General features: G+C 68.6%; 22 protein-coding genes. 17 read left to right on the plus strand and 5 right to left on the minus strand.

What is annotated here, in order from left to right; genetic code table 11:
• Genes AC1DZV_RS14220 through AC1DZV_RS14235 form a run of 4 tightly spaced genes read left to right on the plus strand, consistent with a single transcriptional unit; the run spans nucleotide 1 to nucleotide 3,782 of the window.
• Nucleotides 1-1,230 (plus strand): glycerate kinase, encoded by a 1,230-nt coding sequence (locus AC1DZV_RS14220; protein ID WP_476953960.1) that lies wholly within the window; start codon nucleotides 1-3, stop codon nucleotides 1,228-1,230.
• Nucleotides 1,223-2,566 carry an allantoinase AllB gene (gene allB, locus AC1DZV_RS14225; RefSeq protein ID WP_476950853.1) on the plus strand — a complete coding sequence of 448 codons (1,344 nt, stop codon included), beginning with the start codon at nucleotides 1,223-1,225 and terminating at the stop codon, nucleotides 2,564-2,566. Before AC1DZV_RS14220 ends, allB begins: the two co-directional genes overlap by 8 nt.
• An 11-nt stretch (nucleotides 2,567-2,577) precedes the next feature.
• The gene (locus AC1DZV_RS14230) at nucleotides 2,578-3,240 is read left to right on the plus strand and encodes a winged helix-turn-helix domain-containing protein (RefSeq protein ID WP_476953961.1); all 663 of its coding nucleotides are present in this window, start codon (nucleotides 2,578-2,580) and stop codon (nucleotides 3,238-3,240) included.
• Between the two features lie 44 nt (nucleotides 3,241-3,284).
• Nucleotides 3,285-3,782 carry a peroxiredoxin gene (locus AC1DZV_RS14235; RefSeq protein WP_243180658.1) on the plus strand — a complete coding sequence of 166 codons (498 nt, stop codon included), beginning with the start codon at nucleotides 3,285-3,287 and terminating at the stop codon, nucleotides 3,780-3,782.
• Between the two features lie 51 nt (nucleotides 3,783-3,833).
• Here AC1DZV_RS14235 and AC1DZV_RS14240 read toward each other — a convergent pair whose 3' ends face one another.
• Nucleotides 3,834-4,730 (minus strand): serine hydrolase, encoded by an 897-nt coding sequence (locus AC1DZV_RS14240; protein ID WP_476953962.1) that lies wholly within the window; start codon nucleotides 4,728-4,730, stop codon nucleotides 3,834-3,836.
• Between the two features lie 264 nt (nucleotides 4,731-4,994).
• Here AC1DZV_RS14240 and bcp point away from each other — a divergent pair, with 264 nt between their 5' ends.
• Complete coding sequence (bcp, locus tag AC1DZV_RS14245; RefSeq protein WP_028275479.1) at nucleotides 4,995-5,474, plus strand: thioredoxin-dependent thiol peroxidase; 480 nt, start codon at nucleotides 4,995-4,997, stop codon at nucleotides 5,472-5,474.
• Nucleotides 5,475-5,523: 49 nt separating this feature from the next.
• On the opposite strand, the gene AC1DZV_RS14250 is transcribed toward bcp, so the two are convergent.
• Nucleotides 5,524-6,372: a class I SAM-dependent methyltransferase gene (locus AC1DZV_RS14250; RefSeq protein WP_459385727.1), complete on the minus strand. Its 849-nt coding sequence runs from the start codon at nucleotides 6,370-6,372 to the stop codon at nucleotides 5,524-5,526.
• Nucleotides 6,373-6,461: 89 nt separating this feature from the next.
• On the opposite strand from AC1DZV_RS14250, the gene AC1DZV_RS14255 reads away from it, so the two are divergent.
• The 3 genes from AC1DZV_RS14255 to purM all read left to right on the plus strand — a co-directional run bounded on the left by AC1DZV_RS14255 (nucleotide 6,462) and on the right by purM (nucleotide 9,755).
• Complete coding sequence (locus tag AC1DZV_RS14255; protein WP_476953963.1) at nucleotides 6,462-6,845, plus strand: hypothetical protein; 384 nt, start codon at nucleotides 6,462-6,464, stop codon at nucleotides 6,843-6,845.
• Between the two features lie 64 nt (nucleotides 6,846-6,909).
• Nucleotides 6,910-8,589, plus strand: coding sequence for an amidophosphoribosyltransferase (purF, locus tag AC1DZV_RS14260; protein WP_476950858.1), 1,680 nt, complete (start codon nucleotides 6,910-6,912; stop codon nucleotides 8,587-8,589).
• Nucleotides 8,586-9,755 (plus strand): phosphoribosylformylglycinamidine cyclo-ligase, encoded by a 1,170-nt coding sequence (purM, locus tag AC1DZV_RS14265; RefSeq protein ID WP_476950859.1) that lies wholly within the window; start codon nucleotides 8,586-8,588, stop codon nucleotides 9,753-9,755. Before purF ends, purM begins: the two co-directional genes overlap by 4 nt.
• A gap of 92 nt (nucleotides 9,756-9,847) precedes the next feature.
• On the opposite strand, the gene AC1DZV_RS14270 is transcribed toward purM, so the two are convergent.
• The gene (locus AC1DZV_RS14270) at nucleotides 9,848-10,630 is read right to left on the minus strand and encodes a VOC family protein (protein ID WP_476945968.1); all 783 of its coding nucleotides are present in this window, start codon (nucleotides 10,628-10,630) and stop codon (nucleotides 9,848-9,850) included.
• Nucleotides 10,631-10,901: 271 nt separating this feature from the next.
• Nucleotides 10,902-11,135 (minus strand): DUF3073 domain-containing protein, encoded by a 234-nt coding sequence (locus AC1DZV_RS14275; protein WP_018774150.1) that lies wholly within the window; start codon nucleotides 11,133-11,135, stop codon nucleotides 10,902-10,904.
• 293 nt (nucleotides 11,136-11,428) lie between these two features.
• On the opposite strand from AC1DZV_RS14275, the gene AC1DZV_RS14280 reads away from it, so the two are divergent.
• Entirely contained in the window at nucleotides 11,429-12,199 is a 771-nt protein-coding gene (locus AC1DZV_RS14280) for a septum formation family protein (RefSeq protein WP_476950861.1), read from the plus strand.
• A gap of 16 nt (nucleotides 12,200-12,215) precedes the next feature.
• Here AC1DZV_RS14280 and clpB read toward each other — a convergent pair whose 3' ends face one another.
• Complete coding sequence (clpB, locus tag AC1DZV_RS14285) at nucleotides 12,216-14,885, minus strand: ATP-dependent chaperone ClpB (protein WP_476953964.1); 2,670 nt, start codon at nucleotides 14,883-14,885, stop codon at nucleotides 12,216-12,218.
• A gap of 440 nt (nucleotides 14,886-15,325) precedes the next feature.
• Here clpB and AC1DZV_RS14290 point away from each other — a divergent pair, with 440 nt between their 5' ends.
• The 8 genes from AC1DZV_RS14290 (at nucleotide 15,326) to AC1DZV_RS14325 (ending at nucleotide 24,261) form a co-directional block, all read left to right on the plus strand.
• Complete coding sequence (locus AC1DZV_RS14290) at nucleotides 15,326-16,384, plus strand: LacI family DNA-binding transcriptional regulator (RefSeq protein ID WP_223913413.1); 1,059 nt, start codon at nucleotides 15,326-15,328, stop codon at nucleotides 16,382-16,384.
• Nucleotides 16,385-16,553: 169 nt separating this feature from the next.
• A complete protein-coding gene (locus AC1DZV_RS14295; RefSeq protein ID WP_476849780.1) occupies nucleotides 16,554-17,873 on the plus strand; it encodes an MFS transporter in 1,320 nt (439 codons plus the stop codon).
• Between the two features lie 85 nt (nucleotides 17,874-17,958).
• Entirely contained in the window at nucleotides 17,959-18,723 is a 765-nt protein-coding gene (locus tag AC1DZV_RS14300; RefSeq protein ID WP_476953965.1) for an SDR family oxidoreductase, read from the plus strand.
• An 89-nt stretch (nucleotides 18,724-18,812) separates the two neighbouring features.
• A complete protein-coding gene (kce, locus tag AC1DZV_RS14305) occupies nucleotides 18,813-19,745 on the plus strand; it encodes a 3,5-dioxohexanoate:acetyl-CoA acetone transferase (protein WP_476950863.1) in 933 nt (310 codons plus the stop codon).
• 4 nt (nucleotides 19,746-19,749) lie between these two features.
• On the plus strand, nucleotides 19,750-20,775 hold the full coding sequence (locus AC1DZV_RS14310; RefSeq protein ID WP_476953966.1) for a glycerate kinase: 1,026 nt from the start codon (nucleotides 19,750-19,752) through the stop codon (nucleotides 20,773-20,775).
• Between the two features lie 579 nt (nucleotides 20,776-21,354).
• Nucleotides 21,355-21,804 (plus strand): carboxymuconolactone decarboxylase family protein, encoded by a 450-nt coding sequence (locus AC1DZV_RS14315; RefSeq protein ID WP_476954017.1) that lies wholly within the window; start codon nucleotides 21,355-21,357, stop codon nucleotides 21,802-21,804.
• Between the two features lie 176 nt (nucleotides 21,805-21,980).
• On the plus strand, nucleotides 21,981-23,318 hold the full coding sequence (locus tag AC1DZV_RS14320) for an FAD-binding oxidoreductase (protein ID WP_476950866.1): 1,338 nt from the start codon (nucleotides 21,981-21,983) through the stop codon (nucleotides 23,316-23,318).
• Nucleotides 23,319-23,391: 73 nt separating this feature from the next.
• Nucleotides 23,392-24,261, plus strand: a complete 870-nt coding sequence (locus tag AC1DZV_RS14325; protein WP_476953967.1) for a DUF4031 domain-containing protein — start codon at nucleotides 23,392-23,394, stop codon at nucleotides 24,259-24,261.
• Nucleotides 24,262-24,295 lie beyond the last annotated feature (34 nt).

A 24,295-nucleotide genomic window follows, 5' to 3' on the forward strand; every position in this document is an offset into this window, starting at 1 on the left:
ATGCGCGTCGTCATAGCGCCGGACAAGTTCAAGGGATCGCTCTCGGCCCCGGACGTCGCCCGGCACCTCGAAGCAGGGCTGCACGCGGCGGCCCGCGACAGCGGACAGATCAGTAATCTGGAGGTACTGCGGATTCCCGTGGCCGACGGCGGCGAGGGCACCCTCGATGCCGCCGTCGGCTCCGGCTTCACCCGCCGCAGCGCCGTCGTCAGCGGCCCCACCGGCGCGCCGGTCCGGGCGGAGTTCGCGGTCCGCGGACGTGAGGCGGTCATTGAGATGGCCGCCGCGTCCGGCCTCGCCGTCCTGCCCGGCGGCAGGGGCGGCCGCCCTGATTCCGCCTCCGCCAATGGCGCCAGCAGCAAGGGAACCGGCGAACTGATCCGGGCCGCGCTCGACGCCGGGTGCCGGCAGATCATCCTGGGCGTCGGCGGCAGCGCCAACACCGACGGCGGCGCCGGGGTCCTGCAGGGACTCGGTGCCAAGCTCCTCGACGCCGACGGCAACGAACTTCCGCCCGGCGGTGCGGCCCTGGCCCGGCTGGACTGGATCGACTTCTCCAACTTCGATTCCCGCCTGGACGGCGCACGCTTCGTACTCGCCAGCGACGTCGACAACCCGTTGCTTGGTGCCCAAGGCGCCGCTGCGATCTTCGGCCCGCAGAAGGGCGCCACCCCCGAGGACGTAGCAGCCCTCGACGCCGCCCTGGCCCGCTTTGTGGACGTGCTCTGCGCCGAAATCGGGCCCCGCGCGCGGAAGGCTGCGGACGCTCCGGGTGCCGGGGCTGCCGGCGGCGTGGGCTACGCAGCCATCGCGGTGCTGGCCGCGACCCGCCGGCCCGGCATCGACGTCGTCCTCGAATTCACCGGGCTGGCCGAGCGGCTGGCCGGCGCGGATCTGGTGATCACCGGCGAAGGCAGCCTCGACGAACAGACCCTCCTGGGCAAGACTCCGGTGGGCGTTGCCCGGGCGGCGCGCCGCGCCAAGGTTCCGGTGGTCGCGGTGTGCGGCCGGTCCGTCCTGACCCCGGAGCAGATCAGCAGTTCCGGGTTCCTCGCAGTCCACGCTTTGACGGAGCTGGAAAGCAATGTAGACACATGTATAACCGACGCCGCGGCGCTGCTGGAGCGCCTCGGACGGCAACTCGGCGAGCAATTGGCCAACGTGGCGCACTCCGCGCAGGGCGCCCGCACCCTGGACAGTGCTCCGGGAAAGGAGACCCTCAGTGTCTGAAGAAACCTACGACGTCGTCTTCCGCGGGCAGCGGGTGCTGACCACCGCCGGCATCGCCGCCCGGGAAGTCGGCATCCGCGGCGGCGTGATTGTCGCGATCGAGCCGCTGGGCAACGGCCTCTCCGGCCGTGAAGTCATTGAGCTTGCCGACGACGAGACCCTCCTGCCGGGCCTCGTGGACACCCACGTGCACGTCAATGAGCCCGGCCGGACCGAGTGGGAGGGATTCGCGTCCGCCACCCGGGCGGCAGCGGCCGGCGGCGTCACCACCATCATTGATATGCCGTTGAACAGCATCCCGCCCACCACTACCGTGGAGGCCCTGAAACTGAAGCGGGAGGTGGCCGGGGACCAGGTGTTCGTGGACGTCGGCTTCTGGGGCGGAGCCGTCCCGGGCAACAAGAACGAACTGCGGCCGCTGCACGACGAGGGCGTTTTCGGCTTCAAATGCTTCCTGCTGCACTCCGGCGTGGACGAGTTCCCGCACTTGGAAGCGGACGAAATGGAACAGGACATGGCCGAGCTCAAGTCCTTCGACTCGCTCATGATCGTCCACGCCGAGGACTCCCACGCGATCGACCACGCGCCCCACCCCGGCGGCGACCACTACTCCACGTTCCTGGCCTCCCGCCCGCGCGGGGCCGAGAACAAGGCCGTCGCCGAGGTCATCGAACGGGCCCGCTGGACCGGAGCCCGCGCCCACATCCTGCACCTTTCCTCCTCCGACGCGCTCCCCATGATCGCCACCGCCAAGCGCGACGGCGTTCGCCTCACCGTGGAAACGTGCCCGCACTACCTGACGCTGACGGCCGAGGAAATCCCGAACGGCGCCACAGCCTACAAGTGCTGCCCGCCGATCCGCGAAGCTTCCAACCGCGAACTGCTGTGGGCCGGCCTGCAGGACGGCACCATCGACTGCATCGTCTCGGACCACTCCCCGTCCACCCTGGACCTGAAGGACTTGGAAAACGGTGACTTCGCCGTGGCCTGGGGCGGCGTCTCCTCGCTGCAGCTGGGCCTGTCGCTGATCTGGACCGAGGCCCGGCACCGCGGCATCCCGCTCGAGCAGGTTCTCTCGTGGATGGCGGCAAAGCCGGCCCAACTCGCCGGCCTGGGCAATAAAGGCCAACTGGCGCTGGGATACGACGCCGACCTCGCCGTATTTGCCCCGGACGAGGCTTTCGTTGTGGATGTCTCCAAGCTCAAGCACAAGAACCCCATCACCCCGTATGACGGCAAGGCGCTTTCCGGCGTCGTCCGGCAGACCTACCTCCGCGGCACCCTGATCGACGGCCGGACCCCGACCGGCAAGCTGATCCGCCGCGGCGGCGTGTGAGCCAGGCGGCCGTGGCCGGCACCCCGCCCGCCGTTCACGGACGGGCCCGGAATAACGGGCAGGCACGGCAGGCCGGCCTCACCGCGAAGGGACTGGCGGTCTGGGTCACGGTGCCGGACGACTCCGACGTTGACCCGGTGTGCCTGGCCCGCGCGGCCGAACTCGTGCTCGGCCGCGCCCTCAGATGTGCCCCGGAGGCGGAAGTCCACTTTAGGCCCGCCGCCGGAGCCGCAACATCCGCCGTCGTCCGGTCCCCCGGAGACGACGGCACCCCGGCGGGAACAGCAGATCCCGCCGGGGACACCGGCGGGGACACCGGCGGGGCGGGCCTGGAGCCCGTCCCCGGCAGCATCAGCCGGCTCGCCGTCGACCTCGCGGCCGGAGACGCCAGGCTGGATGGAGAGCGGGTGCCCCTGACGGATCTGGAGTTCACGCTTCTGAGATGTCTCGTGCAGAACTGCTCCCGCACGGTAAGCCGGCAGGAGCTGCAGCTTTGCCTCGACGCGTTCGACACCCCGGGCGCGGCAACCCGGTCCATCGACGTGTACGTCGGACGGTTGCGCCGGAAACTCAAGGGCTGCCGGCACGCCGTCGTCACCGTCCGCAGCGGCGGCTACCGCTTCGTCCCCAGTCCGCGGGCGACGGTCCGCGGACCAGCGGAATACAGCATCTGAGCTCCGCTGCCACAACCATCCCGACCCTCGATCGAAGGAACTGCATGCAATCCACCGTGACCACCAAGCTGCACGCCATCACTAAGCTGCACAGCGAAGATCCAGCACCCGGGTTCACGCTGCCAGATGCTGCGGGCCGCCGGATCTCCCTGGCCGATTATCGCGGCAAAAACGTCATCATCTACTTCTACCCCCGCGCAGCCACTCCCGGGTGCACCACCGAGGCTTGCGACTTCCGAGACAGCCTCGCTGCCCTCCACGGCGCAGGCTTCGAGGTCCTTGGCATCTCACCCGACGCCCGGGAGGCCCTGTCCGCCTTTGCCGCGGAACATGCGCTCACGTTCCCCCTGCTCGCGGACGAAGACCACGCTGTGGCCCTCGCGTACGGCGCCTGGGGCGAGAAGCTGATGGACGGCGAGGTCCGCGAAGGCACGGTCCGGTCCACCGTGGTTGTCGGTCCCGATGGCAACGTGGTCCTGGCGCAATACCACGTCAGTCCGCAGGGCCACGTGCGGGCGCTGCGGGAGGAGCTCGGCATTTAGGGGCTCGGACACCATGCGGGCGGACCCGGACATGCGCGGGCTGCAAACGGCCTAGAAGAGGACGTCCGCCACCGCCTGCGTCAGCTGATGGATCACTTCAGTGCGTTCCGGGACGTCGCTCAGGTCGTGGCCCTTGGTGTAGATCACCAGCGCGTATGCGGTGCCGTCCCGGGCGAGGATGCCGGCGTCGTGCAGTTCACCGCCCAGGAGCCCGTACTTGTGGAAGACCGCGATCCCTTCCGGAACGGCGGCGGGAATGAGCGTTTCGTAGTTGGTGTCCTGCATATAGGACAACAGCTCGGCGGTGTGGTCGGCGTTCAGGAGCGTCCCGGAGTAGAGGCGGGAGACGATGGTCGCCATTTCCGCAGGTGTCAGCGTGTTGGTTTCCGGGTCATAGCTCACACCCAGCGACGCCGCGTACTCTGTCAGTTCCTCGTGGCCCACTGCGTCCATGATCAGCGACCACGAGTCATTGTCGCTCTGCTGGATCATCTCCCGGAGCTGGAAGCCGGCGGTGTAGCTCCCCAAAGGGTCATCGAGGCTGGCCGCCCCGGTTTCGACCAAGTGGTAGTAGGCCGCCGCGGCCAGGACTTTGGCTGTGCTCGCGGCCACGAATTTCTCCCGGACACCGTATTCGTGGACGTCCGCGGTACCGGCGCCCTGGGAGAGGCCGACCAGCGCCACGCCGATCTGGTACTGGCTGTTGGCAGCGAGAATGGCCTGGATGCGCGCGTCCAGGGCCGCGTCCACCGCGCTCGACGCCGGGCCGGATGCCTGGACCGCAGCATTGAGACTGGCTGACGGCGAAGCACCGGCCTCAGCCGTCGTCGCGGCAGACGGCGCGACCGACGTCGTCGTGGGATTCGCCGCCGTCAAGCGGGCTTGCGCAAAGGAATAGATACCTGCGGCCAGGACGACCGCGAGCACTGCTGCACAGACCGCAACCATCAGGGTCCGTGGCCGGACGGTCACTCGACGCGCCCGCGGCCGGAAGTGCGCCCGAATCCAAATCGTCGCTGCTGTGGATTTTGCTGTTCCATAATGACTTCAATCTAGCTACGGCAGCTATGCCGGAGCTATGAAAAAGCTGTTGGCCCCAAGCCTGCCAAAGCCGCCCCGGACGGGTCCTTGCCAGGCTCAGCCGGCGGAATACAGCCTGGGTCCACGATGTTGTGCATCACAGACCCATTGTCCCCTCCCCGAAGGATCATCATGAGCGCAAACATGACCGTCAAGCTTCAGCCCGGCACGCCGGCCCCGGATTTCACCCTGCCGGACGCCGAAGGCAAGCCGGTTGCCCTGGCCGATTACCGCGGCAAGAACGTCATTGTGTACTTCTACCCGCAGGCCGCGACCCCGGGCTGCACGACCGAGGCGTGCGATTTCCGCGACAACCTCGCGTCTCTGCAGGGCTCCGGCTACGAGGTCCTGGGCATCTCCCCCGACGCCCCCGAAGCCCTGGCCCACTTCACCGGCGACTTCGCCCTGACCTTCCCGCTCCTGGCCGACGAGGACCACGCTGTCGCCCTCGCCTACGGCGCGTGGGGCGAGAAGCTGGTCCACGGCGAGGTCACGGAGGGCATCGTCCGCTCGACCGTGGTGCTGGACCCCGAGGGCAAGGTCAAACTGGCGCAGTACCAGGTCAAGGCACAGGGCCACGTGGCGTCGTTAAAGGAAGCGCTGGGCGTCTGACGACGCACCGCTCCGCAGCGTCGCCAACAGTCCGGGTCCGCCCGCCTGGCTAGACCTTGGTCCCCGCCACCACGGTGGCGGTGGACCGGAGCCGGATCGCGCCGTCGTGCTCGTAGCGGCCCAGCAGCGCGAACACATCCGAGCGGATCAGGGCCCGCGACTCCGCGTCCGCCTTGGCCAGGCCCATCGCCACGGTGGTCGCGATGTCGGTCATGAACTCCCAGTAGCTCTCCGGGGATTCGTGCACCAGGTCGGTGCTGACCTGGTGCTCGGCCACCTCGGCCAGCCCGGCCTCCTTGAACATGCGGGTCATGAAACCGGCTGGTGCGCAGCGGAACAGCCCGGGGGTCTCGGCGGGCGGAATGGGCAGTTCCCGGTGCCGGGCAATCGTGCCCAGGATCAGGCTGGCCCAGGGGTTTGCGGCCGCGCGTCCCCAGACGACGGCGCCCACCCGGGCGCCCGGCCTCGCGGTGCGCGCCATCTCTGCCATGGCCGCGGACATCACGGGGAAGAACATCAAACCGAAGTGGCTGTACACGGCGTCGAACGTGTTGTTGCGGAACGGCAGGGCGGCCGAATCGCACACTTGAAAGTCCAGGTTGCTCAGGCGCCGGGCCGATGCCTTCTCTTCTGCCACCCGGAGCATTCCGGCCGAAATGTCAGTCAGGACCACACGGCCTTCCGGCACCTGCGCGGCCACGTTGAGGCCGGGCTCCCCCGTGCCTGCCGCGACGTCCAGCACCTCTGAGTCGGGGCGGAGCCGGAGCTCCTGGCGGAGGGCGTCGCCGAACGGGGCCTGCCAGCCGAGCAGTTCCGCGTCCCATTTCTTCCAGCCCGCCGAGAACTCATCCCAGAGCAAGCGCTGCTCCTCACGAACACGGTCGGCTGAGGCTAACATGGCGGATCCTTAGCTCGTCTGTACCTAGCCCTAGTCTGCTCTGGGATGCGGTCCGCGGCAATGAGTCGAAGGGCAGTAGGCTTAACGGCATGTCTCCCCACGAAACCCCCGGCACAGCAGGCAACGACCCCCAGCGGGAACCGGCACAGGGCAACGTTCAGGGCGGCGTTCCGGAGCGCCGCGAGGTCACCGTCCGCCGGGCCCCGAAATATGTTCCCTTCCTGATCCTGGGCGGGCTCCTGGGCGTGGCCGTCGCGGCCATCATCGCCTACGCCCTGCCCGGTGACCCGAGCTTCGACCGCTCCTCGGTCTTCGGCTTCTTCATGGTCCTCTGCGCGGCCGGCGGCGTCATCGTGGGTGCCGCGATCGCCCTGGTCCTGGACCGCCGGAGCGTCCGCCGCGCCGAGCACGCCGTCGTCGAATCCGCACCGGACGCCGACGACGACGAGGGCCGCGGCGGGAACCTCCGCTGAAGGGCGTCAGGTCATAAACCGGCCGCCGGAAAAGTCTTAGCGCACATCGTGAGATAATCGACCAGTGGCACGCGGCGATGGAAAACTTTCTCATGATCTTCTCCCAGGCGAAAAAGGCCCTCAGGACGCATGCGGCGTCTTTGGGGTCTGGGCACCCGGTGAAGAAGTAGCAAAACTCACCTACTACGGGCTGTATGCACTGCAGCACCGCGGTCAGGAGTCGGCTGGCATAGCAACCAGCGACGGCAAGCGGATCAACGTCTACAAGGACATGGGCCTCGTTTCCCAGGTCTTCGACGAGACCACGCTGAACACCCTGACCGGGCACCTGGCCGTCGGCCACTGCCGCTATTCCACTACCGGTGCGAGCCACTGGGCCAACGCCCAGCCCACCCTGGGCGCGACGTCCACGGGCACCGTGGCCCTGGCCCACAACGGCAACCTGACCAACACGGCCGAGCTCAAGGCGATGATCGAGGACCGCAACGGCGGAAACCTCAGCGGCGAGATGAAGCAGGGCAACACCTCGGACACCGCGCTGGTGACCGCGCTCCTGGAGGGCGAAGAGGGCAAGTCCCTGGAGCAGACGGCCATGGAGCTGCTGCCCAAGATCAAGGGCGGCTTCTGCTTCGTCTTCATGGATGAGGGCACCCTCTACGCGGCCCGCGACACCTACGGGATCCGCCCGCTGTGCCTGGGCCGGCTTGAACGCGGCTGGGTGGTTGCCTCCGAGCAGTCCGCCCTCGCCACCGTCGGCGCCAGCTTCATCCGTGAAATCGAACCCGGCGAGTTCATCGCGATCGACGAGGACGGCGTCCGCTCGCAGCGCTTCGCCGAGGCGACGCCGGCCGGCTGCGTTTTCGAATACGTCTACCTCGCCCGCCCGGACGCCTCCATTGCGGGCCGCTCGGTGTACGAATCCCGCGTCGAAATGGGCCGCCAACTGGCCCGCGAAAACACCCAGGAAGCGGACATCGTCATCCCCGTACCGGAATCCGGCACGCCCGCGGCGGTCGGCTACGCCGAGGAATCCGGCATCCCCTTCGCGCACGGCTTCGTCAAGAACTCCTACGTGGGCCGCACGTTCATCCAGCCCTCGCAGACGCTGCGCCAGCTCGGCATCCGACTCAAGCTCAACGCCCTAGAATCCGTGATCCGCGGCAAGCGTGTTGTGGTGGTGGACGACTCGATCGTCCGGGGCAACACCCAGCGCGCCATCGTGCGGATGCTCCGGGAGGCGGGCGCCGCAAGCGTCCACATCAAGATTTCCTCCCCGCCGGTCAAGTGGCCCTGCTTCTATGGCATCGACTTCGCCTCCCGGGCGGAACTGATCGCCAACGGCGCCACCATCGACGAGATCACCCAGGCCATCGGCGCCGACTCGCTCGCCTACATTTCCGAAGACGGCATGATCGACGCCACCCGCCAGCCGCGCGAGCGTCTCTGCACCGCCTGCTTCACCGGCAAGTACCCGATCGAGCTGCCCGGCGCGGACAAGCTCGGCAAGAACCTGCTCGAACGCACCGACCTCGGCGGCCTCCCGCCCGCCGCCGGCACGGCTGCTTCCGGCGCGGCGCCCGCGGCCTCCGCAGCGTCCGACGCCGAACCCGGCACGTCGATCTCCGACGATCCGGCCGAGAAGGCCGGCGCCACCGGCTGCGATCCGGGGCCGGACTCCGAATTCGAAGAACTGCTCACCGATGCCGACCGCGTCACCACAGCCGACAAGAAAGAGCCAGTATGACTTCCGCCTCCCCGGCCGCTGACATGAACGCCGCCCAGAACGCCGGCATCACCTACGCCTCCGCCGGCGTCGACGTCGAAGCGGGAGACCGCGCCGTCGAACTCATGAAGGACGCCGTCAAGGCAACCCACAACGCCTCGGTGATCGGCGGCGTCGGCGGGTTCGCGGGCCTCTACGACGTCTCCCGGCTGCTGACCTACAGGCGCCCGCTGTTGGCCACCTCCACGGACGGCGTCGGCACCAAGGTGGCAATCGCCCAGGCCATGGACATCCACGACACCATCGGCTACGACCTCGTCGGCATGGTGGTGGACGACATCGTCGTCGTGGGCGCAGAACCGCTGTACATGACCGACTACATCGCCTGCGGCAAGGTGGTCCCGGAGCGCATCGCCGACATCGTCCGCGGCATCGCGGCCGCCTGCTCGGTCGCCGGCACCGCCCTGGTGGGCGGCGAAACCGCCGAACACCCCGGCCTGCTCGGGGAGCACGAGTACGACGTCGCCGGGGCCGCCACCGGCGTCGTCGAGGCCGACCAGCTGCTCGGCCCGGACCGCGTCCGCGCCGGCGACGTGGTGATCGGCATGGCCTCCTCCGGCCTGCACTCCAACGGCTACTCCTTGGTCCGCCGCGTCATCAACCACGCCGGCTGGGCCCTGGACCGCCAGGTCTCCGAGCTCGGCCGCACCCTGGGCGAGGAGCTCCTCGAGCCCACCCGCGTCTACGCCGCGGACTGCCTGGACCTCGCCCGCACCTTCCCGGTGAACGGCTCCGCGGGCGGCAAGGCCGTCCACGGCTTCAGCCACGTGACCGGCGGCGGCCTCGCAGCCAACCTCGCCCGCGTCCTCCCGCAGGGCCTGCTGGCCACCGTCGACCGCTCCACCTGGGAGCTCCCGGCCATCTTCAAGCTGGTTTCCGAGCTCGGCAACGTCCCGCTGGCCGACCTCGAGCGCACCCTGAACCTGGGCGTGGGCATGGTCGCCATTGTTTCGCCGGAAGCGGCCGACGCGGCCGTGAACCGGCTCAACGACCGCGGCCTGCCGTCCTGGATCATGGGCACCGTCGAGCAGAACTCGGATGCGGTCCTCAAAACCGGCCCGAATTACGTCCAGGGCGCCAAGGGCGTCGACGGCGGCGCCGTCCGGCTGGTCAACGCCTACGCCTAAACGGGCCCGACCCACGTCGAGTGCTCCCCAGCTGCCGTTTTGAACGCTCAGAACGGCAGCTGGGGAGCACCCGATCCGTTTAAGCCGCGGCCCTAAACCTCCAGCAGGCTGAAGACGCCGCCCTGCGGATCTCTGAGGGTGGCGATGGTGCCGGCTTCCTCGATCTCATCCGGTTCGATCAGCACGACGCCGCCCGCGGCCACCGCAGCCTGCACCGCCGCTGCGACGTCGGAGACGCCGAAGTAGACCTGCCAGCCCGGCTCGAGGGTGTCCTGCGCGTCGCCGGGGACCCGGGCGATGCCGGCCACCTCGGCGCCGCCCACCATGAGCGTGGTGTAGGTGCCGCCGTCGTCCTGGGGGTATTCGGTCACGTCGTGCCCGAAGAGCTGTTGGAAGAAGCCGACGGCGGCCTGCGGCTCCGGCGTGAGCAGTTCAGCCCAGGCCAAGGTGCCCGCTTCCTGGCTCCGGCCGGCTCCGATGTGGCTGCCGGCCTGCCAGGCCCCGGTGGTTCCGCCGCCGGGCGGGGCGAAGAAGACCATGACGCCGGTGTCACCGATCTCCTCGGGGCCGAATTCAAGGTGCCCGGGAGAATGGGCCAGTTCGGTGGCCAGGTCCCGCGCGTCGTCGACCGCGAAGTACACGTTCCACCGGCCCGGTTCCGCCGCGGCTTCCTGCCGGGGGTTCTGCGGCGCGAGCACGGTAACCAGGTCGTCGCCCAGGAAGGCTTTCGCGTAGCTGCGTCCGTCCGGAGTGGGCAGGTCTTCAAACCGCCAGCCGAAAACCTCCGAGTAAAAGACCTTCGCCGTCTCCACGTCGGGGGTCTGGAGGTCCGTCCAGCAGAGCTCGCCCTCGGCGAATCCTTTGCGCATGGTCATGGCAGTCCTTCCGGGGCATCGGTGTGGCGTCCGGGAAAATCCGGCACGAACAACCTAGCCCGGCGCCCCGCCGGTGACAACTGCGCCGGCTCATCCGCGGCGCAGCGCGGGCCAGCCAGCCAGCCGGCCGGCCCGGATAGGGACGGCTGCGGGCACAAGAAAGGCCGCCGGCCACGCCTGTTACAGGTGTGGCCGGCGGCCCGAAAATCGTTGGCTGGCACCGCGGTGCCGGATGGATCCCCCGGAGAAAACTGCCGGAAGGAAGCGTCGACTAACCTATGCGACGGGAATCAACCTCGTCGTCGTCGTCTTCCACATCGTCCGCGTACTTATCCACATACGCTGAATAATCCGGTTCAACCGGGTCATCCGCGAAGTGGCTCGTGGCACGACTTCCCGGGCCCGTGAGCTCGCGCTGAAGGGCCGAATAGTCAGTGTTCGGGGAGTAGTACTTGATGTCCCGAGCCTGCTTGGTAGCTTTTGCCTTTTGACGGCCGCGCCCCATGGCGTGACCCCCTTTTGTACTTGGACCGGAGGTGGTCACCTTTTGGCGATCGGTGAGGCCCCGGAATGTTTGGTCAATTTGTCGTACACCTAGATTACATGCTTTCGGCGCCAACTGCTCGCCGGCCCGCCCCCTGTGGACAGTGTGGCGCCTCCCGCAACGGTGGCCGCAGCCGCTGGCGCATGCGCGGTGCCGCGCATCTTCGATAGAGTTTCGTGATGTGCGCCCAGAAAAGGGCCGCGACGCCGGGCTTCCAGCCTCGGCAAAGACGCACGGAAGTGGTGAATTTCTCAGTGACCGAAGAGAATCCAAGGAACGACGCCGGGACTATCCCGCCGCCGCCCTCGAGGCCGCCGACGTCCGCCCTGCCCGTCATCACAGCCGACCGTGGGCGGCCCACGAATCCTGCGGCGGCACCCGTAGCGGCGAAACCCGCGCGCCCGGTCCTTGCCGGCACCGCGTTCGCCGGCGCCAGGAAAGCGCTCTCACGCACCAAGAAGGCTCTCTCACGGCGGGCACGCCCCCTGGTCCGCCGGATCCGCCGGCAGGGGCCAAAGCGGCTCGGCGTGGCCGCGGCCGTCCTCGTGGTGCTTGCGCTTCTGGTCTGGTGGGCTGTGGCCGCATTTGCCGGCAGCGGCCAGGCCTCCCCGGAAAACGACAGCCCGGCCCCCGCCGCTTCGTCGGCGTCCGCCCCCGCCAGCCGCGGGGCGTTGCCACTGGAAGGCGTCAGCCCCCTGGACTTCCAGCTGCGGGACTGCTTCAAGGACTTCGACCCGGATGCGCAACAGTCCACCGTCGTGGACTGCGCCACCGGCCACTCGGCGCAGTTGGTCGCCGTGGAAAAATACGGGCCAGATGACTCGTACCCGGGCCGGGACCAGCTCAAGCAGAAGGCACGCGATGCCTGCAAGGCGGCTCCGCTCACGGCAAAGGCCGGCGACTACGACCTGAGCTACAAGCTGGCCTACCCGAGCCCGCGCAGCTGGGAGATGGGCGACCGGCGGGTCGACTGCTACGCCGCGACGAACGGCGGAAACGTCATCAAGGAGTCCCTGCTTCCCTAGGCTTGCCCGGCGGCGCCTACTCCTTGCGCCGGACCGAGAGCCCGGTGCCCGTGGCCGCGCCGCCGCTGGTCAGCTCCCTGTCCCCCAGCCCGCCCATGGTGAGTTCCATCAGGTCCGGCGCGGTGTCCACCAGGACGGTGTCGCCGTCGGCGATTTCGCCGGCCAGGATGGCCTTTGCCAGCCGGTCGCCGATCTCGCGCTGCACCAGGCGGCGCAGCGGCCGCGCGCCGTACGCGGGATCGAAGCCGGATACGGCCAGCCAGGCGCGGGCACCCTCGGTAACTTCGAGGTTCAGCCGGCGGCCCTTGAGCCGCTCGCCCAGCTCCTTGACCTGCAGTTCCACGATCCGGGAGAGCTCCTCCACGCTCAGCGGATCGAACAGCACGACTTCATCGAGCCGGTTGAGGAACTCCGGCTTGAAAGAAGCGTTGACCGTGGCCATGACGGCGTTCTTCTTGGCCGCGGCGTCGAGGTTGGGGTCCACGAGGAACTGGCTGCCCAGGTTCGAGGTGAGCACCAGGATCACGTTGCGGAAGTCCACGGTGCGGCCCTGCCCGTCGGTGAGCCGGCCGTCGTCGAGTACCTGCAGGAGGATGTCGAAGACCTCCGGATGGGCCTTTTCCACTTCATCGAGCAGCAGCACGGAGTACGGTCGCCGCCGCACGGCCTCGGTAAGTTGGCCGCCCTCCTCGTAGCCGACATACCCGGGAGGCGCCCCGACGAGCCGGGCCACGGAGTGCTTCTCCGAATATTCGGACATGTCGATCCGCACCATCGCGCGCTCGTCGTCGAACAGGAAGTCCGCGAGGGACTTGGCGAGTTCGGTCTTGCCGACGCCCGTGGGCCCGAGGAACAGGAAGGAGCCGGTGGGCCGGTTGGGGTCGCTGATCCCGGCGCGGGCGCGGCGCACGGCGTCGGAGACCACGGCGACGGCTTTCTTCTGGCCGATCAGCCGCTCGCCCAGCACCTGCTCCATGTTCAGCAGCTTCTGGCTCTCGCCCTGGAGCATGCGGCCCGCGGGGATGCCGGTCCAGGCCGAAATCACCTCGGCGATGTCGTCGGCGGTGACCTCGTCGGCCACCATGAGATCCTGCTTGGCCCCGCCGCCGGCCACCCGGGCCGACTCCGCTTCGGCGGCCACATTGAGTTCCCGCTCAAGGGCAGGAATATCGCCATACTCGATCCTCGACGCGGTCTCCCAATCGCTTTCGCGCTGGGCCTTTTGCGCTGCCGAGCGGAGTTCGTCCAGCTTGGCCTTCAGGTCTCCCACTCTGTTGAGGCCGGCCTTCTCGGCTTCCCAGCGGGCGTTCAGCGCGGCCAGTTCTTCATTCTTGTCCGCCTTGTCCGCGCGGAGTGTAGCCAGCCGCTCCACGGAGGCAGGGTCCTTCTCTTTTGCGAGGGCTAACTCCTCCATGGTCAGGCGGTCCACGGAGCGGCGCAGCTGGTCAATCTCCTCCGGGTAGGAATCGATCTCCATGCGCAGCCGGGACGCGGCCTCGTCCACGAGGTCGATCGCCTTGTCCGGCAGCTGCCGGCCGGAGATGTACCGGTTGGAGAGCGTGGCGGCGGCAACCAGGGCGGAGTCGGCGATGGCAACCTTGTGGTGCGCCTCGTAGCGCTCCTTGAGGCCGCGCAAAATGCCGATGGTGTCCTCCACGCTGGGCTCCCCGACAAAGACCTGCTGGAAGCGGCGTTCCAGGGCGGGGTCCTTCTCGATGTTCTCCCGGTACTCGTCCAAAGTGGTGGCGCCGATGAGGCGCAGCTCGCCGCGGGCCAGCATGGGTTTGAGCATGTTGCCGGCGTCCATGGAGCTGTCCCCGGTGGCCCCGGCACCCACCACCGTGTGGATCTCGTCGATGAAGGTGACGATCTGCCCCTCAGAGTTCTTAATTTCCTCCAGGACAGCCTTGAGCCGCTCCTCGAATTCGCCACGGTATTTCGCCCCGGCCACCATCGAGGCGAGGTCCAGGGCGATCAGGGTCTTGCCGCGCAGGCTTTCGGGGACGTCCTTGGCCACGATCCGCTGGGCCAGGCCTTCGACGACTGCGGTCTTGCCCACGCCAGGCTCGCCGATGATCACCGGGTTGTTCTTGGTGCGCCGGCTGAGCACCTGGATGATCCGTCGGATCTCGGCGTCGCGGCCAATCACCGGGTCCAGCTTGCCGGAGCGGGCGACCGCCGTCAGGTCCGTGCCGTACTTCTCCAGCGCCTGGAAGGAGTTTTCGGGGTCGGCATTGTCCACCTTGCGGTCGCCGCGGACACCCGGCAGGGCGGCGAGCAGCGCCTCGTGGGAGGCGCCGGAGTCGCGCATCAGCTTGCCGACGGCGTCACTTCCGGACGCGAGACCCAGCAGCAGGTGCTCGGTGGAGACGAAGGAATCGCCAAGCCGCTCGCACTCGTTCTGGGCGTTCTTGATGGCCTGCAGGGCGGTGCGGGACATCTGTGGCTGCTGCACGGAGCTGCCGGAAGTGGACGGAAGGGCCTTGATGGCACTGCTGGCCTGGACGCTGACGGAATCCGGGTCCGTCCCGGTGGCGCGGAGGAGCGCGACGGCGACACCCTCCCGTTGGTCCATGAGCGCCTTGAGCAGGTGTGCGGGCTCGAGCTGCGGATTGCCCGCGGTCGAGGCGTTCATGGCAGCCGCAGCGAGGGCCTCCTGGCTCTTGGTGGTGAATTTGGCGTCCAACGAGGGCTCCTTCCGGAAAGGTCCTGATATTAAAGTTGAGTCTACATCGCTCAACTTTGAAATGAGGGAGGCTGGCTCCATGTTTGCCGACAGCGAAACGCCTGTCTAGGGCCGGCCGCCCGCGGCCACCCGGGGCGCCCCCTGCCGCTGGGCATGCCCTCCCCCGCGCACCCCCGCCGCGGGACATGCCCTCCAGCGCGCCCGAAGAGTGGACATAGCCCCACCATGCCCAGCGCCCGGGTCCAAGGCTGGACATGTCCCCCCGGCCCGGGCGCGAACAATGGACATGTCCCCTCGGGCCGGGCGTGAACAATGAGCATGCCCGGCGGCCCTTAGCCTGCGCGGCCCGCGTGAATGACTTAACGTTGCTTAACGATCGGCGGGCTCCTTACTGTAACTGGGGTCACAGCAAAACGAACCGACGCGAAGGAGGGCCGGACATGCACGAACACGCCATAAGCGCCACCGTCGACGGCCCCGTACCGCCGGTTTCGGCCGCTGCCGTGGCCCGCGCTGCAGGGGTTTCCTCGGCTGCGGTTTCCTACGTCCTCAACGGCAAAGGCGGCGTCTCGCCCGAGACCCGGCGCCACATCATCCACGTGGCGAACGAGCTCGGCTTCAGGCCCCGTAAGCCGTCGCAGTCAACCGACCCGCAGCGGACCCGGGTCATCGGGCTGATCCTGCCGAACATCATCAATCCGATGTTTCCGCGCTGGGCGCAGGGCGTCATCACGGCCGCGGCGGAGTCCGGCTACGAAGTGTTCGTCGCCACCACCCAGGACGATCCGGAGGTGCTCGCCCAGGTCACCTCGACACTCGCGCACCGCAACGTCGATGGCATCATCCTGGCCGCCTCGCTCCGGGACGACGCCACCGCGCTCCGCACGCTGAGGGCGGCCCGCATCCCCTACGTGTGCCTGTCCCGCAGGGCGGACTTCCTCGACTCGGATTTCGTCGGGATCGACGACGACGCCGCAGCCACCACGCTGATGCAGCACATGCTCAGCCACGGCTTCACCGAAATCGCCACAGTGATCGGCCCCCGGTTCTCAACGGCCTCCCTGGCCCGCGAACAGGCGTTTGTCCGCACAGCCGCCGCGGCGGGCATCACGATCAGCGGCGACCGGAAGATCAGCACCAGGGTCAACAACGAGGGCGGCCGGCTGGCGGCGGAGCGGCTCTTCTCGGCCGGAACGCCGCCGCAGGCCGTGGTCTGCGGCAGCGACGAGCTTGCCATCGGCGTCATGGAATACGCGTTGTCGCGCGGCCTGCGCATCCCGGACGACGTCGCCGTCGCCGGCTGTGACGGGCTGCCGCACAGCCGCTCCGGGCTGATCAACCTGACCAGCATTGTCCAACCGCAGCAGGAAATGGCCAACGAGGCGTTCGCCATGCTGCTCAAACGCATCGATTCCCCGTCCGCCACCTACACCTCGAAAGTGTGCCGGCACCGCCTGCACGTCGGGCGGACGTGCGGCTGCACGCCCCCTGACAGCTGAGGCCGCGCCACACGCGGGCCGGCCCGTCCGCGGCCAGCCCTACCCGTTCCCGCGACTCTGACGAACCACGCGCCGCGCGCACCGCCGCGGCCGCCTACCTCCCGTATGCCCTTTCCGCATGCCCGCCCTGACCACCTATCCCCCCCCAACGAGCCAAGGACCCCGACCCATGTCAGTTGTATCCGCAACAAAGAAGATGCGCACGCCACAGGAAATCAATGGCGTGATCTTACGCCGCGTCATGCCGCTGCTGATCGGCGCCTACATCATGGCCTTCCTGGATCGCACCAACATCGGTATGGCCAAGGACCGGCTGGAGATCGACCTCGGCATCTCGGCCACCGCGTACGGCATCGGCGCCGGGCTGTTCTTCCTGACCTACGCCCTGTCCGAAATCCCGTCCAACCTGATCATGCACAAGGTCGGCGCCCGGTTCTGGATCATGCGGATCATGATCACCTGGGGCATCATCTCCGCCGGCATGGCCTTCGTCCAGGGCGAATGGTCCTTCTACATCATGCGGATGCTGCTAGGCGTGGCCGAGGCCGGACTCTTCCCGGGCGTCATGTACTTCCTGACGCAATGGTTCGTGGTCAAGGACCGCGCCAAGGCCAACGGAATGTTCCTGCTCGGCGTCTCCATCGCCAACATTGTCGGGGCCCCGCTGGGCGGGCTGCTGCTGACCTTTGACGGGCTCGGCGGCCTGCACGGCTGGCAGTGGATGTTCCTCGTCGAAGGACTCCCGGCCTGCGTCCTCGCCTACGTCGTCTGGAAGAAGCTCCCGGACCGCCCCAGCATGGCGACGTTCCTCACCGCCGAGGAAGCCGCCGATCTCGAGGCCCGCATCGCCGCCGAGGAGACCGCCGGCGCCGCGGCCTCCGGCAACCACCTGCTCCGCGATGTTCTCAAGGACAAGCAGATCCTCCTCGTCGTCGGCGTCTACTTCACCCACCAGATCGCCGTCTACGCCCTGTCCTACTTCCTGCCCTCCATCATCGGCACGTACGGCAAGCTCAGCCCGCTGCAGATCGGCCTGCTGACGGCCATCCCGTGGATCTTCTCCGCGGCGGGCGCCCTGCTGGTCCCCCGTTTCGCCACCGACGGCCGCCGCTCCCGGATGCTGGTCACCGGCACCATGACCGGCATCGTCGCCGGCTTCGCCCTCGGCGCCGTCGGCGGGCCGCTGCTGGGCATGATCGGCTTCTGCCTCGCCGCCTTCAATTTCTTCGCCCTGCAGCCGATCCTCTTCACCTACCCGGCCACCCGCCTCAGCGGCGCCGCCCTCGCCGGCGGCATCGCCTTCGTCAACACCATCGGCCTCTGCGGCGGCTTCCTGGGCCCCTACGTCATGGGCTTCATGCAGGACGCCACCGGCTCCAAGCTCTCCGGCCTGTGGTTCATCGTGGGCATGTGCGTCATCGGCGCGCTGCTGTCCCTGCTGCTCAAGCGCGGCACGGAGAAGCCCGCGATTGTTCCGGCCGCCCACTGACGCACTGCTCCCACCGCCCGTTCCGGACGCGCCCCGCCGCGCGTTCGGAGCGGGTCCGCAAGCCATCTCACTGCAAGGACTACTCATGGATTTCACCGCCAAGCGCATCCTCGTCACGGCCGGAGCCAACGGCATCGGCCTGGCCATCGCCAGCAAGTTCCGGGAACTCGGCGCCACCGTCTTCGTCACCGACATCGACCCCGACGCCGTCGACAAGGCCCGCGTCAACGGGCTCCTCGCCGCGGTCAGCGACGTCTCGGACGAGGGCCAGGTCCGCGAACTCATGGACACCGTCCGGGACGAAATGGGCGGCCTCGACGTCCTCGTCAACAACGCCGGCATCGCCGGGCCCACCGGGCCCCTGGAATCCCTCGACGCCGCGGCGTGGAAGGCAACCTTCGACGTCAACATCCATGGTCAGTTCTTCTGCATCAAGCATGCCCTGCCCCTGCTGCGCGAGGGCAGCGGCGCCTCTATCGTGAACCTGTCCTCGGCCGCCGGGCGGCTGGGCATGGCCGGCCGCAGCGCCTATTCGGCGTCGAAGTGGGCCGTCGTCGGACTGACCAAAACCCTCGCGATCGAACTTGGCCCGGACGGCATCCGTGTCAACGCCATCTGCCCCGGCGCCGTCAACGGCCCACGCATTGACTCCGTCATCGCCGCCAAGGCCCGGATGCTCGAGCTGCCGGCGGACGACGTGTCCGCGCTGTACCACAACCAGTCCTCGCTGGGCCGGCTGATCGAGGCCGAGGACATCGCCAACATGGCCGCCTTCGTGGCCAGCGACATGGCCCGCAACGTCAACGGCCAGGCTCTCGCCGTGGACGGCAACACCGAAAAGCTCTACTGACCTGAACTGCCTGGGGAGCCGGTCCGCCCCAGGCCGCCGCCCGCCCCGCACCCACACTGCCCCGCCCTGCCCACCAAGGAGACATTCCCATGGCTGCTGCCCGCAAGGTCATCATCACCAGCGCCGTCACCGGCGCCATCCACACCCCGTCCATGTCCCCGCACCTGCCCGTCTCCCCCGAGGAGATCGCCGACGCCGCGATCGGCGCCGCCGAGGCAGGCGCCGCGATCGTGCACATGCACGCCCGCGACCCCAGGGACGGCCGCCCCTCCCAGGACCCCGAGCACTTCGCCCCGATCCTGGACAAGCTCAAGCGCAACACCGACGCCGTCATCAACATCACCACGGGCGGCTCGCCGCACATGAGCGTCGAGGAGCGGATGCAGCCGGCGGCGCTGTTCAAGCCGGAGCTTGCCTCACTCAACATGGGCTCGATGAACTTCGGGCTGTACCCGATGCTGGACCGCTTCACCGAGTTCGGCCACGACTGGGAGCGCGAAGGGCTCGAAAAAAGCCGCGACCTCGTCTTCAAGAACACCTTCCAGGACATCGAGACCATCCTGGGCATCGGCAACCAGAACGGCACCCGCTTCGAGTTCGAGTGCTACGACATCTCGCACCTGAACAACCTCGCGCACTTCCACGGCCGCGGGCTGGCCAGGGGCCCGCTGTTCGTCCAGTCGGTCTTCGGCCTGCTCGGCGGCATCGGCGCGCACCCCGAGGACCTCATGCACATGCGCCGCACGGCGGACCGCCTGCTCGGCGAGGACTACGAGTGGTCCATCCTGGGCGCCGGCAAGAACCAGATGCCGCTCGCCACGATCGGCGCCGCCATGGGCTCCCACGTCCGGGTGGGCCTGGAGGATTCCCTGTGGATCGGTCCCGGCCAGCTCGCCGCGTCCAACGCCGAACAGGTCACCCGGATCCGCACCATCCTGGAAGCCCTCAACTTTGAGGTCGCCACCCCCGACGAGGCGCGGCAGATGCTGCAGCTCAAGGGCCGGGAAAACGTAGGGTTCTGAGCCGATGAGCATCCTGGTGGCCCCGGACAGTTTCAAGGGCACCTTCACGGCGGCCGAGGTGGCCGGGCACATCGCGGCTGGCATCCGCTCGGCCAGCGCGGCGGCACGCGAGCTGCCCGTGGCCGACGGCGGCGAGGGCACCACCGATGCCCTGGCCCGCGGTCTGGACGCCCGGCCCGTCCTTCTCACCACGGTCGGGCCGTGGGGCGAACCCGTCGAGGCAGCGGTCGGGCTCACCGCCGACGGGACCGCCGTCGTCGAACTGGCCGTCGCGAGCGGCCTCAACCTGCCGTCCGCCGGCGGTCGTGACCCGCTGACGGCGAGCACGTACGGCACCGGCGTCCTGATCGCGGAGGCCGCCCGGCACGGCGCACGCCGCATCGTGGTGGCGGCAGGGGGCTCGGCCACCACCGACGGCGGGGCCGGCGCCATCGCCGGGATCGAGGAACGCGGCGGGCTCCGCGGCGCCGAACTGGTGATCCTGAGTGATGTCACGACGCGTTTCTCCGACGCCGCACGCGTGTTCGGGCCGCAGAAGGGAGCCGGGCCGGCCGCGGTTGAGCTGCTGACACACAGACTCGAGCTGCTCGCGGCGGAGTTCGCCCGGGACTACGGCGGCGATCCCCGCTTGGTGGACCGGACCGGCGCGGCGGGTGGCTTCTCCGGCGGAATGTGGGCCCGTTACGGCGCCCGCCTGGTGTCAGGGGCGGACTATGTCCTGGATTTGCTGGGCTTCGACGCGCAGCTGGCTGCCAGCAGCGCGGTGGTGGTCGGCGAGGGCCGGCTGGATTCCCAGACCGGCCAGGGGAAGATCGTCGGTGCCATCCTGGCCCGTGCCGGCACCACGCCGGTGTACGCGGTGGTGGGATCGGTGGATGCGGACCTCGGCGACTACGCAGACAGCTTTGCCCGCATCATCGTGGCCGGAGATCCGGCAGCCATGCAGGCGGCGGGGGCGGAACTGGCCCGTGCGGCTGCGGCGGCTTCCCATGCTGCTGGTGCTGCTCCTGCTGCTCCTGCTCACCTGTGAGTCCGCGGGACATGTCCTCTGCTGCCCCGTGCCAGTGGACATACTCCCTTTATGCCCATCCCCGGGCCCGAAGACTGGACATGTCCCCCGCAGCCGGACGTGACCATGGGACATGCCCTCCCTCGTCTCCGCAAAATTGCCCAAAAGCTGGACATGCCCATCCCGCCACGTGTGACCACCGGGCATGCCCTCCGCTGCCCTCTGCCAGTGGACATAGGCCCGTTGTGCTCATCCCCGGACCTGAAGACTGGACATGTCCCCCGCTGCCGGACGTGACCACTGGACATGTCTCCCGCAGCCGCACGATTGGCTGAAAACTGGACATGTCCCCAAGCGGGAACTGGTGAAAACCAACTCGCGAAGCCCGGCCTAGCGGAGCTCGGTGGCGCGAAGCCTGGACCGGTTCGGATGGCACGGCTCAGAAGGAGTGGCCGGGTTGATGAGGCCCAGTTAAGGTGACCCGGCTCGTGAGGCCGGCTCGAAAGTCGCTGCCCGCAAGTCCGGGCTCAGGAGGAGCGGTCCGGGGGGCGCGGGGCCCCCAGCGCCACGACGGCACCGCAGGATCCCGGGCACCGGAGCATATTCCTTGACAAGGCGCACCCCGCTGCCTGGCGCGCACTCAACGGGCTGGGCCTGAAAGCCATGGAAGCCGCCACCGAGGCCGGGCTGGACGACACACTCATCGAGTTGCTCAATGTCCGCATTTCGCAGATCAACGGGTGCGCCTTTTGCCTGGACATGCACGTGGGCGATGCCGTCAAGAACGGCGAGTCGGCCCAGCGCCTGGCCGTCCTCCCCGCATGGCGCGACACCACTCTTTTCTCTGAAAAGGAGCGCGCAGCCCTGACGCTGGCCGAGGCCATCACCACCATCTCTGACGCCTATACCCGCGACCACGAAGGCGCACAGGCCAGGCGGCACCTGACGGCCGAAGAATTTTCCGCCGTCAGCTGGCTGGCGATTACGATGAACGCGTTCAACCGGGTTTCCATCGTCAGCCAGCACCCGGTACGCGACGCCCGCGGCTAACCCACCGTCCACTCCCGCCAGCCGCCGGTACCAGAACACCCAGTCGGCGGACAGGTGTCCGCGGCTAACGCACCGGCGTTGCGTGGACGGCCAAGCAATGAGCCATAGCCACAACTGGCGTGCAGTCGTAAGCTCGAAAAGTGGGGCGGAGCCGCGGTCACCGAGGGAGCACTGCCATGAGGTGGGTCAGGCCGGGTCACCCGGAGTACGACGAAACACGAAGACTCTTCAACGCGATGATCGACCGCCATCCGGCCGTCATTGCCCCGTGCGCCAACCCGGAAGGGGTGGCGGAGGCGTTGGCGTACGCGCGGACACACGGCTTCGAAGTCGCCGTCCGGGCCGGCGGCCATTCCGTAGCCGGCATGTCCATGAACGACGGCGGCCTCGTGATCGACGTTCGTCCGATGAAATCCGTGCGGGTGGACCCGGAGGCCCGCACTGCCACGGTGGGCGCGGGCCTTACCTGCGGCGAGTTTGACCGAGCCACCCAGGAGTACGGCCTCGCCATCACGGGCGGGCGGGTCTCCACGACCGGGCTCGCGGGTTTCACGCTCGGGGGTGGGTCCGGCTGGCTCGAGCGCGCCTTCGGCTTCGCCTGCGACGACCTCGTCTCCGTGGATCTGGTCACCGCCACCGGCGAGCAGGTGACGGCCAGCGCCCAGGAGAATCCCGAACTCTTCTGGGCCCTGCACGGCGGCGGCGGGAACTTCGGCGTCGCCACCTCGTTTACGTTCGGCCTACATCAGCTGGGGCCAAGCGTGCATGCCGGGGTGCTGATGTGGCCCGGGGACGCAGCCCCGGAACTCAGCCGCGGATACCGGGATCTGGCCTCCGCGGCTCCCAACGAAGAGTCCGCCACCCTCATCTACGGGATTGCACCGGCGGAACCCTTCGTGCCCGCGGCCATGGTGGGCAAGATGGCGGTGTACGTCGTGTATGTCTTCGCCGGGGATGCCGGGGAAGGCAAAGAACATGCCAAGGCATACCGGGAACTGGGCCCTGTTGTGGACCTGGTGGAAGATACCGGCTACGCGGACTTCCAGTGCTCCCTGGACGACCCGCCGGGCAAGTACAACTACTGGAGCGCGGACTATCACGACGATCTCTCCGACGACGCCCTGGACGTCATCATCGACTCGGCCCGGAACCTCCCGGGACCAAGCTCCCAGCAACTGATCGCCCATTGGGGCGGGGCGGTGAACGGGCCGGCCGCCGCGGCCACCCCGCTGCTGAACCGGACCGCCAACTGGGTGAGCCACCCGTTCGGCCTGGGCGACACCCCGCAGGGCGGGCAGGACGCGAAGGCATGGGTCAAACGCTTCCGCAAGGACATCTCCCCCTACGCGACCGGGGGCGTCTGGCTGAACTTCATCGGCGACGAAGGCCAGGCCCGGATCCGCGCGGCCTACGGCGACGAAAACTACAACCGGCTGGCAGAAGTGAAACGCGAGTTTGATCCCGGGAACGTGTTCCGCGGCAACCAGAACATCCGACCCGCCGTCGCGGCATGACCCCGACGGCGGCGCCGGCCCGGTGCCCGCAGTCCGGGCCGCGCGTGTCCGGGGTCGGGGCTAGACTGCCACCATGGCCGTCTACGTCGATCCGCCACTCTGGCCTGCCCACGGAACCCACTTTTCCCACCTGGTCTCGGACACGTCGCTGGCGGAACTGCACGCCTTCGCCGCAGCCGCCGGCATCCCCGGGCGAGCGTTCGATGGCGACCACTACGACGTCGCCGAGGCCCGGTACGAGGCCCTGGTGGCGGCCGGCGCCATTGCTGTGGAGGGCCGGGTCCTCGTCCGAAAGCTGATCGCCAGCGGGTTGCGGATCCCGGCACGACGGCGCGGCAAGGCCCTCCGGGTCCCGCTCCTGAACCGCTGGAACGAGGCGTTGCCGGGCCACGACGCCCTCTTCCTGGACCTGCTGGACCGCTGGGGCGAGGAACACCGGAAGTACCACGGCCGCACCCATCTGCTGGCGGTGCTGGAAGCCCTGGACCTGCTGTGCGATCCGGCCGATCCGCCCCGCACCGTGCTGCTGGCCACCTGGTTCCACGACGCCGTCTACCGCGGCGTTGCGGGCCAGGACGAGGAAGAGTCGGCGCGGCTGGCCGACGACCGGCTCAGGCATGCCGGTCTCCCAGCCGCCGAGGTGGACGAAGTGGTGCGGCTGGTGCTGCTGACGGCCGACCACTGCCCGGAGCCCGGAGACGACGACGGCGCCCTGCTCAGCGACGCCGACCTCTCCGTCCTAGGAGGGGAACCGGAGGCCTACGCCCGCTACCTCGCCGCCGTCAGGGAAGATTTCGCCCACATCGGCGACGCCGACTTCGCCGCCGGCCGCGCCGCCGTCGTCCGCCAGCTGCTGCAGCTCGATCCGCTCTTCCACACCGACCGTGGCCGGACACTGTGGCTGGACGCGGCCCGCCGGAACCTGCAGGGCGAACTCGCGTGAGCCGTGTCCCGGCCTCCCGCCGGAGGCCGGCGGC

The organism is Arthrobacter sp. P1_D12 (assembly GCF_056406175.1).

Bases quoted from the DNA above. Each gene is read 5' to 3' on its own strand.
- AC1DZV_RS14290 (WP_223913413.1), top strand. From the start codon at position 15,326: ATGCACGAACACGCCATAAGCGCCACCGTCGACGGCCCCGTACCGCCG.
- AC1DZV_RS14250 (WP_459385727.1), bottom strand. From the start codon at position 6,372: ATGTTAGCCTCAGCCGACCGTGTTCGTGAGGAGCAGCGCTTGCTCTGG.
- AC1DZV_RS14310 (WP_476953966.1), top strand. From the start codon at position 19,750: ATGAGCATCCTGGTGGCCCCGGACAGTTTCAAGGGCACCTTCACGGCG.
- AC1DZV_RS14270 (WP_476945968.1), bottom strand. From the start codon at position 10,630: ATGACCATGCGCAAAGGATTCGCCGAGGGCGAGCTCTGCTGGACGGAC.
- kce (WP_476950863.1), top strand. From the start codon at position 18,813: ATGGCTGCTGCCCGCAAGGTCATCATCACCAGCGCCGTCACCGGCGCC.
- purM (WP_476950859.1), top strand. From the start codon at position 8,586: ATGACTTCCGCCTCCCCGGCCGCTGACATGAACGCCGCCCAGAACGCC.
- AC1DZV_RS14320 (WP_476950866.1), top strand. From the start codon at position 21,981: ATGAGGTGGGTCAGGCCGGGTCACCCGGAGTACGACGAAACACGAAGA.
- bcp (WP_028275479.1), top strand. From the start codon at position 4,995: ATGAGCGCAAACATGACCGTCAAGCTTCAGCCCGGCACGCCGGCCCCG.
- AC1DZV_RS14240 (WP_476953962.1), bottom strand. From the start codon at position 4,730: ATGGTTGCGGTCTGTGCAGCAGTGCTCGCGGTCGTCCTGGCCGCAGGT.
- AC1DZV_RS14255 (WP_476953963.1), top strand. From the start codon at position 6,462: ATGTCTCCCCACGAAACCCCCGGCACAGCAGGCAACGACCCCCAGCGG.
- AC1DZV_RS14300 (WP_476953965.1), top strand. From the start codon at position 17,959: ATGGATTTCACCGCCAAGCGCATCCTCGTCACGGCCGGAGCCAACGGC.
- AC1DZV_RS14220 (WP_476953960.1), top strand. From the start codon at position 1: ATGCGCGTCGTCATAGCGCCGGACAAGTTCAAGGGATCGCTCTCGGCC.
- AC1DZV_RS14235 (WP_243180658.1), top strand. From the start codon at position 3,285: ATGCAATCCACCGTGACCACCAAGCTGCACGCCATCACTAAGCTGCAC.
- AC1DZV_RS14325 (WP_476953967.1), top strand. From the start codon at position 23,392: ATGGCCGTCTACGTCGATCCGCCACTCTGGCCTGCCCACGGAACCCAC.
- AC1DZV_RS14275 (WP_018774150.1), bottom strand. From the start codon at position 11,135: ATGGGGCGCGGCCGTCAAAAGGCAAAAGCTACCAAGCAGGCTCGGGAC.
- AC1DZV_RS14295 (WP_476849780.1), top strand. From the start codon at position 16,554: ATGTCAGTTGTATCCGCAACAAAGAAGATGCGCACGCCACAGGAAATC.